7 protein-coding genes are annotated in these 7,982 nt (G+C 68.8%); all 7 read left to right on the forward strand.

Annotation, left to right across the window (positions count from 1 at the left end):
* The first annotated feature begins 24 nt into the window (after positions 1-24).
* The gene (locus tag ACN27A_RS33825) at positions 25-879 is read left to right on the forward strand and encodes an ABC transporter permease (RefSeq protein ID WP_421458993.1); all 855 of its coding nucleotides are present in this window, start codon (positions 25-27) and stop codon (positions 877-879) included.
* A gap of 4 nt (positions 880-883) precedes the next feature.
* Positions 884-2,347, forward strand: coding sequence for an MCE family protein (locus tag ACN27A_RS33830; protein ID WP_421458981.1), 1,464 nt, complete (start codon positions 884-886; stop codon positions 2,345-2,347).
* 33 nt (positions 2,348-2,380) lie between these two features.
* A complete protein-coding gene (locus ACN27A_RS33835) occupies positions 2,381-3,412 on the forward strand; it encodes a virulence factor Mce family protein (protein WP_421458983.1) in 1,032 nt (343 codons plus the stop codon).
* Positions 3,409-4,767, forward strand: a complete 1,359-nt coding sequence (locus tag ACN27A_RS33840; RefSeq protein ID WP_421458985.1) for an MCE family protein — start codon at positions 3,409-3,411, stop codon at positions 4,765-4,767. The genes ACN27A_RS33835 and ACN27A_RS33840 overlap by 4 nt, the downstream gene beginning before the upstream one ends.
* Positions 4,764-6,161, forward strand: coding sequence for an MCE family protein (locus ACN27A_RS33845; protein WP_421458987.1), 1,398 nt, complete (start codon positions 4,764-4,766; stop codon positions 6,159-6,161). The genes ACN27A_RS33840 and ACN27A_RS33845 overlap by 4 nt, the downstream gene beginning before the upstream one ends.
* Positions 6,158-7,297, forward strand: a complete 1,140-nt coding sequence (locus ACN27A_RS33850; protein ID WP_421458989.1) for an MCE family protein — start codon at positions 6,158-6,160, stop codon at positions 7,295-7,297. The genes ACN27A_RS33845 and ACN27A_RS33850 overlap by 4 nt, the downstream gene beginning before the upstream one ends.
* A 19-nt stretch (positions 7,298-7,316) precedes the next feature.
* The coding region (locus ACN27A_RS33855) for an MCE family protein (protein WP_421458991.1) at positions 7,317-7,982 on the forward strand (666 nt) is incomplete at its 3' end.

Below are 7,982 nucleotides of genomic sequence, written 5' to 3' on the forward strand. Positions count from 1 at the left end.
GGCTGTCGCGGTCAAGGTGACGATGTGACGGTTTCGCGGCCCCATTCCCAGTTCCCGTGGCTCAAAGCCCGGTTCCGATCAGTGGCGGACCCCTGGAACAGCGTCGGTGTCCAGACCAAGTTCTACGGCCGCACCCTGCGCTCGATCGTCTTCGCCGTCACCAGATACCGCGTCGAGTTGCTCCGCCTGATCGCCCAGATGGGGCTGGGGGCCGGCGCGCTGATCATCATCGGCGGCACCGTGGCCATCGTCGGCTTTCTGACCGTCACCACCGGCGCGTTGGTGGCCGTGCAGGGCTACACCGACTTCGCCGAGATCGGCGTCGAGGCGCTCACCGGGTTCGCCTCGGCGTTCTTCAACGTGCGCCTGATCGCTCCGGGCACCACCGCGATCGCGTTGTCGGCGACCATCGGCGCCGGTGCCACCGCGCAACTGGGTGCGATGCGCATCAACGAGGAGATCGATGCGCTCGAGGTGATGGGCATCCGCAGCGTCGCCTATCTGGCCTCGACCCGGGTGGTATCCGGCCTGCTGGTGGTCATCCCGCTGTACTGCGTCGGCGTGGTGGCCTCGTTCTGGGCGGCGCGATTCGGCACCACCGTGCTCTACGGGCAGTCCACCGGCGTGTACGACCACTACTTCCGGACGTTCCTGAACCCGATCGACCTGTTCTGGTCCTTCATCCAGTGTGTGGCCCTGGCGGTGGTCATCATGCTGGTGCACACCTACTACGGGTTCACCGCGCGCGGCGGCCCGGCCGGCGTCGGCGAGGCGGTGGGTCGAGCGGTGCGCACCTCGTTGATCCTGTCCGCGTTCGTGCTCGTGATGATCTCCCTCGCGGTGTACGGGCAATCCGGCAACTTCAACCTGGCGGGCTGAGGCGATGGACGACGAAGGTCTCAAGCCCGGCTGGTGGACGCTCATCCTGGTGGCGCTGTTCGCCGCGGCCATCTGGCTGACGTGGGCGTTGTTCACCGGATCGCTGCGGGCCACCACCCCGGTGACGTTGACCTCCGACCGGGCGGGTCTGGTCATGGAGACCAACGCCGACGTCAAGCTGCGCGGGGTGCAGGTGGGCCGGGTCGCCGAGATCGGCGTCACCGGCTCCACCGAATCGCCGGTGGCGCTGAAGCTGGAGATCGACGACGACCAACTCGAGTACATCCCGGCCAACGTCGAGGCGCAGATCAGGGCGACCACCGTGTTCGGCGCCAAGTTCGTCGACCTGGTGATGCCCGCCGACCCCGCCGCCGCGCGGCTGGAGCCGGGTGCGGTTCTGGTCTCCCGCAACGTGACCACCGAGGTCAACACCGTCTTCGAGAACCTGGTCGAGGTGCTCGACCAGGTGGACGTCGCCAAGCTCAACAGCACCCTGTCGGCGCTGGCCGACGGTGTGCGCGGGCAGGGTGAGCGGATCGGCCAGGCCACCACCGACGCCAACCAGGTGCTGCTGGAGCTCAACCCGCGCAACGAGACCATCCGCTCCGATCTGCAGGCGCTGACGGCCTTCAACGAAACCTACAGCGCCGCAACGCAGAACATCTTGTCCACGCTGGACGCGGCGAGCACCACCAGCGTTACGGTGGTCAACAGGGCCAATGAGCTCGACGCCCTGCTGCTGTCGACGATCGGGCTGTCCAACAGCGGGATCAACCTGCTGGCCCCCAACAAGGACAACCTGGTCAAGGCGATCAACGTGCTCGAGCCCACGACCAACCTGCTCTACAAGTACAACCCCGAGTACACCTGTCTGCTGGTGGGGGCCAAGCGCCTGCTCGACGAGGGCGGCTACGAGGCGCCGGGTGGCAACGGCCGCACCATCGTGTTCGACACGGGGCTGACCTTCGGCGACGATCCGTACCGCTACCCGGACCACCTGCCGATCATCGGGGCAAAGGGGGGGCCCGGCGGTAAGCCGGGTTGCGGTTCGCTGCCCATCGTCGCCGACAACTGGCCGGTGCGTCAGCTGGTGACGAACACCGGGTTCGGCAGCGGGCTGGACTGGCGGCCCAACCCGGGCATCGCGTTCCCGATGTACGCCAACTACCTGCCGACCACCCGCGCCGTTCCCGAAGCGCCGAGCATCCGCAACCTGTTCGGCGGTCCGGCGATCGGCCCGATCCCGTACCCCGGGGCCCCGGCGTACGGAGCCCAGCTCTACGCACCCGACGGCACCCCGCTGTGGCCCGGTCTGCCGCCGGCGCCGCCGCCGGGAGCGCCGCGCGATCCCGGGCCGACGCCCGGCCGGGAGCCGTTCATCGTCGAGCACCCGATGCAGCTGCAGCCCACGGCCGTGCCCTACCCGTACGTCCCGCCGCCGGTCCCGGCCGCGCCGGGCCCACCGTGACCCTGACCGACCACCAGAACGAGAGGTAAGGCGATGACAGCCAACATCCGACGCGACGCGCTGCGTCTCGGCGTGTTCTTGGCTGTCTGCCTGCTCGGTGTGTTCGGTCTGTACGCGGTGTTCGGGCAGCTGCGCTTCGGCGAGGACCGGCAGAACTACCGGGCCGAGTTCGTCAACGTGACCGGGTTGGAGGCCGACGATTTCGTCCGCATCGCCGGCGTCGAGGTCGGCAAGGTCAAGAACGTCGAGATCCAGCCCGACACCACGGCACTGGTGGAGTTCGACGCCGACCAGTCGGTGGTGCTCACCGAGGGCAGCCGGGCCGTCATCCGGTACGACGACCTGATCGGCGGCCGCTATCTGGCGCTGGAGGAGGGTGTGGGTGGCACCAGGCAGCTCAGCCCGGGCGACACCATCCCGCTGGCGCGCACCTCGCCCGCACTGGATCTGGACGCACTGATCGGCGGTTTCCGGCCGCTGTTCCAGGCGCTGGATCCCGACCAGATCAACGCACTGTCCGGTCAGCTCATCACCGCGCTGCAGGGGCAGGGGGGCACCATCAACTCGTTCCTGGCCCAGACCGCGGCGCTGACCAGCACGCTGGCCGACCGCGATCAGCTGATCGGCGAGGTCATCGTCAACCTCAACACCGTGCTGGGCTCGCTGGGCGGCCAGAGCGAGCAGTTCGGCAAGGCGGTCACGGCGCTGTCGGAGCTGGTGGAGACTCTGGAGGCGCGCGGTCCGGACATCGCCGACGGCCTGGCCTACACCAACGCCGCGGCCGGCACGATCGCCGACCTGCTGGCCGAAGCGCGCCCGCCGCTGAAGAAGACCATCGACGAGACCGACCGGGCGGCCGGGATCGTGGTGGCCGACCACGAGTACTTCGACAACCTGATCAACACCCTGCCCGACGCCTACCGGGTGCTCGCCCGGCAGGGCATCTACGGTGACTTCTTCAGCTTCTACCTCTGCGACCTCGTGCTGAAGCTCAACGGCAAGGGCGGGCAGCCGGTCTACGTCAAGGTCGCCGGCCAGTCCACGGGGAGGTGTGCACCGCGATGAGGCCTTTCAGCGAACGCAACCAGTTGCTCATCGGCGGTGTCGGGCTGGGTCTCACCGCCGCGATCGTGCTCGGCGCGGTCAACTACGAACGGCTGCCCTTCGTCGACACCGGCCGCGAGTACACCGCCTACTTCGCCGAGGCGGGCGGCCTGAACACCGATGCGGCCGTGCAGGTTTCCGGCTTCCGGGTGGGGCAGGTCCAGTCCATCGAACTCGACGGTCCCCGGGTGTTGGTGACCTTCACCGTCGACGGTGACATCCGTCTCGGTGATCGCACCGAGGCCGCGATCAAGACCAAGGGGCTGCTGGGGACCAAGATCCTCGAGGTGTTCGCGCGCGGCGAGGGCCAGCAGGACGGAACCATCCCGCTGGACCGCACCCGCTCGCCGTACCAGCTGCCGGATGCGTTGGGGGAGTTGGCCACCACGATCAGCGGGCTGAACACCGACCAGCTCTCCGAATCGCTGCGGGTGCTCTCGGCGACCTTCGCCGACACGCCGCCGCAGCTGCGGATCGCCGTCGAGGGCGTGGCGCGGTTCTCCGACACCCTCAACCGGCGCGACGAGCAGCTGCGCAGCCTGCTCGAGAACGCCAACACCGCGACCACCGTGCTGGCCGAGCGCAGCGACCAGGTGGTCAGCCTGATCGCCAACACCAATGCGCTGATGGCCGAACTGCAGACCCAGAGTGCGGCGGTCGACGAGATCGCCGGCAACATCTCGGCGCTCAGCGCGCAGTTGCAGGGCTTCATCGGCGAGAACCGGGAGACCATGAAGCCGGCCCTGGACAAGCTCAACGGGGTGCTGACGATCCTGGACAACCGCAAGGAGCGCCTCGAGGAATCGCTGAGCCTGCTCAACGGCTATTCGATGTCGCTGGGCGAGTCGGTGTCGGCCGGTCCGTTCTTCAAGACCTACGTGGCCAACCTGCTGCCCGGACAGTTCCTGCAACCGTTCATCGATGTGGCCTTCTCCGACCTGGGCCTGGACCCCAACGTCCTGCTGCCGTCCGAACTCAGCGATCCGCCGGTCGGCCAGCCCGGCACCCCGGCGATGCCGATCCCCTATCCCCGCACGGGCCAGGGCGGCGACCCGCATCTGACGCTGCCCGACGCCATCACCGGCAATCCCGGGGACCAGGGCTGCGGACCGCCCGGAATTCCGCTTCCCGGGCCCACCGGCTGCTACCCGTACCGCGAACCCGAGCCCGCACCGCCGCCGGGCGGCCCGCCCCCGGGCCCGCCGGCGATCGCACCGCCCGGCCTGGCGTCCACGCCGTTGCCGACGCCGAGCCCGGTCGTCGTCCCGCTGCCCGGTGAAGCGCCGCCGCTGGATCCGGTGGAGGGCACACCATGAAGAAGTCACGCACCTGGGTCGCCGTCGCGCTGGTGGCGCTGCTCGTCGCCGGCGTGGCGGTGCTGGTCCGCGCCACCGACAAGGTCAGCAGGGTCAACGTGGTGGCCTACTTCGAGAACAGCAACGGCATCTACGTCGGCGACGACGTCCGCATCCTCGGAGTGCGGGTCGGCAGCATCGAGGCGATCGAGCCGCAGCCCGAACAGGTCAAGATCACGTTCTGGTACGACGACCGCTACGAGGTGCCCGCCGACGCGATGGCCGCGATCCTGTCGCCGGCACTGGTGACTTCCCGGGCCATCCAGCTGACCCCGGCCTACACCGGAGGCCCTGTCATGGCCGACGACACCCTGATCCCGATCGAACGCACCGCGGTTCCGGTCGAGTGGGACCAGGTGCGCCGTCAGCTCCAGGTGATCAGCGAGACGCTGCAGCCGACCGAGCCGGGTGGGGTCAGCCCGCTGGGGTCGGCGATCAACACCACCGCCGACAACCTGCGCGGCCAGGGCGCCAACATTCGCGACACCGTCGTCAAGCTGTCCCAGGCGTTCTCGGCGCTGGGCGATCACAGCACCGACATCTTCTCCACCATCAAGAACCTCGCCACCCTGGTGTCGGCACTGCAGGACAGCACCGACCTGATGCGCCAGCTCAACCAGAACCTGGCCTCGGTGACCGGCCTGCTCGCCGACGACCCGGACGAAGTCGCCCGCGCGGTCAGCGATCTCAGCGCCGCCGTCGGTGAGGTGCAGAGTTTCGTCGCCGAGAACCGCGACGCCCTCGGGACCACCTCGGAGAAGCTCGCCGGCGTCACCCAGTCGCTCAACGACAGCCTCGACGACATCAAGCAGTTCCTGCACGTCGCCCCGAACACGTTCCAGAACTACGTCAACATCTGGCAGCCCGCCCAGGGCTCGGTCAGCAGCGTGCCGCAGATCAACAACTTCGCCAACCCGATCCAGTTCCTGTGCGGGGCAGTGCAGGCCGCATCCCGGCTGGGCGCCGAGCAGTCGGCGAAACTGTGTGTGCAGTACCTGGCGCCGATCCTGAAGAACCGCCAGTACAACTTCCTGCCGCTGGGGATCAACCAGCTCGTCGGAGCGTCGACGCGGCCCAACGAGCTGACCTACAGCGAGGATTGGCTGCGCCCGGACTACATTCCGCCGGGCGGTCCGCCGCCGCCCGCGCCGCTGGGCGCCGCCCCGCTGCCGGCGGAGGCGGGGCCAGGACCTGCGCCGGCCGCGGCGCCGAATCCCGGACCCGCGCCTGCTCCGGCGCCGAGTGGGCCCACCCCGGACACGGTCAGCGGACCGCTGCTGCCGGCCGAGGCGGCGCCGACCAACCCTGACCAAGGGCTGATGGGCATGATGGTCCCGGCGGGAGGCGGCTCATGAGGGCGACACTGACCGCGATGACCCTGGCCCTGGCGCTGGTGCTGTCCGGATGTGGCTGGCAGGGACTGAATTCCATTCCGTTGCCCGGCGTGCAGGGAGTCGGGCCGGGGTCGTTCACCATCCAGGCCAAGATGCCCGACGTGGACAACGTCGAACGCAACTCGCGGGTCCGCGTCGGCGACGTCAACGTCGGCACGGTCACCGAGATCGAGCGGCAGGGCTGGCATGCGCTGGTGACGATGTCGCTCAACAAGGACGTGGTGTTGCCCGCCAACGCGACCGCCACCGTCGGACAGACCAGCCTGCTGGGGTCCCAGCACATCGAGCTGGCCGCCCCCACCGACGAGACGCCCCAGGGCCGGCTCACCGAAGGCGCGGTGATCCCGTTGAAATCCTCCGGGGCATACCCGACCACCGAACAGGCGCTCGCCGCAGTGGCGTTGCTGCTCAACGGCGGCGGGCTGGGCAACATCCAGGACATCACCACCGCGCTGTCCACGGCGTTCTCCGGCCGCGAGAACGACCTGCGCAGCCTGATCGAGCAGCTCGACATCGCGATCGGGCACCTCGACGACCAGACCGACGACATCATCGCCACCTCGGAGAGCCTGAACAACCTGGTGGGCCAGATCGCCGCGCAGAAACCCGTTCTGGACCGGGCCCTGGAGACCATCCCGGACGCGCTGGCCGTGCTGCGCGACCAGCGCGACGCGTTGTCCGAGGCGCTGGTGCAGCTGGGCAGGTTCAGCGCGCTGGCCGCCGACTCGGTCAACCAGACCCGGGAGTCGCTGGTCGCCGAGCTCGAGGACATCGGGCCGGTGCTGCAGTCGCTGGCCGACGCCGGGCCCGCACTGACCCGCGCGTTGAGCTTCCTGCCCACCTTCCCGTTCCCGAAGGAGACGCTGACCAACTGGATGCGCGGCGACTACGCCAACCTGACGCTGGTAGTGGACCTGACGCTGTCGCGCATCGACCAGGGCTTGTTCACCGGCACCCGGTGGGAGTGCAACCTGACCTGGCTGGAGCTGCAGTGGGGCCGCACGGTCGGGCAGATGCCCAGCCCGTGCAACCAGAACGTGCCGCCCCCCGGCGGCAATCCGCTGGTCGCGCCGTACCGCTTGGATCAGGGGCGTTGACATGCGGGTGACCAGACAGATGCTGATCCAGCTGGCGATCTTCTCGGTGGTGGCGGCCACGTTCGTGGCCATCATGGTGTTCGGCTACATGCGGCTGCCGCAGCTGGTCGGGATCGGCCAGTACCGGGTGACCCTGGAGTTGCCGGAGACCGGTGGGCTCTATGAGCGCTCCAACGTCACCTATCGCGGTTCGCAGGTGGGCATCGTCGACAGCGTGGCGTTGACCGATACCGGGGTGGCCGCGGTGCTGTCGCTGGATTCCGGTGTCCCGATCCCGGCGGACCTGATCGCCGAGGTGCGCAGCCAGTCGGCGGTGGGTGAACAGTTCGTCCAGCTGCTGCCGCAGAGCGGCGCCGGCCCCGAACTGCAAGACGGCGACCAGATTCCGGCCGACCGGGTGCGGATGCCGGCCGATGTGAACACCGTGCTGAATCTGACCAACGAAGGGCTGCGGGCGATCCCGAAGGACAACCTGCGGACCGTCGTCGACGAGGCCTACGAAGCCGTCGGCGGCCTCGGACCGGATTTGCGCCGGCTGGTCAACGGGTCGACGACGCTGGCCATCGATGCGCGCGAGAACCTCGATTCCTTGACCACGGTCATCGACGACGTCCAGCCGGTGCTGGATTCGCAGACCGACACCGCCGGTTCGATCCAGGCGTGGGCGAGCAACCTGGCCAGCATC

Origin of the sequence: Micromonospora sp. WMMD737 (assembly GCF_049179055.1) — a bacterium.
In the GTDB taxonomy this organism is placed as follows: Bacteria; Actinomycetota; Actinomycetes; order Mycobacteriales; family Micromonosporaceae; genus Micromonospora; species Micromonospora reichwaldensis.